Here is a 387-nt window from a genome sequence, read left to right as displayed (position 1 = left end):
AGGCGCGGGTGCTGGGCCAGCTCATCACCGGCATCGGCTTTCTCGGCGCCGGGGTGATGATGACCCGGGATGGCCAGGTACTGGGGGTCACCTCCGCCGCCACCGTCTGGATGCTGGCCGCCCTCGGCGCCCTCATCGGCATGCAGATGCTGCACCAGGCGCTGCTGCTCACCGGCGTCACCCTCTCCATCCTGGTGGGGGTGGACTACCTGGAGACCAGCTTCAAGAGCCTGCGCCGCGGGGTGCACAACCGGCTGGAGAGCTGGCGGCACGGCAATGGCCACGCGCAGGCCGCCCCCCATCAGGACGAGCTCGGCAGCGGCATTGAGAAGTAACTTCCCCCATGAAAAAGGCTATGTCCCAATTACGTGTTGCATGGGGCGCCCC

1 protein-coding gene is annotated in these 387 nt (G+C 67.4%); it reads left to right on the top strand.

All coding sequences use genetic code 11. The features are described from left to right. A partial coding sequence (locus tag AACR77_RS13835) for an MgtC/SapB family protein (RefSeq protein WP_042882285.1) occupies positions 1–335 on the top strand: 335 nt, incomplete at its 5' end. Between the last annotated feature and the right edge of the window lie 52 nt (positions 336–387).

The sequence above is a fragment of the Aeromonas sp. ZOR0002 genome (assembly GCF_963866995.1).
GTDB lineage: Bacteria > Pseudomonadota > Gammaproteobacteria > Enterobacterales > Aeromonadaceae > Aeromonas > Aeromonas caviae.
Note: the sequence above shows the minus strand (reverse complement) of the source record. Positions and strands in the feature narration are given on the sequence as shown.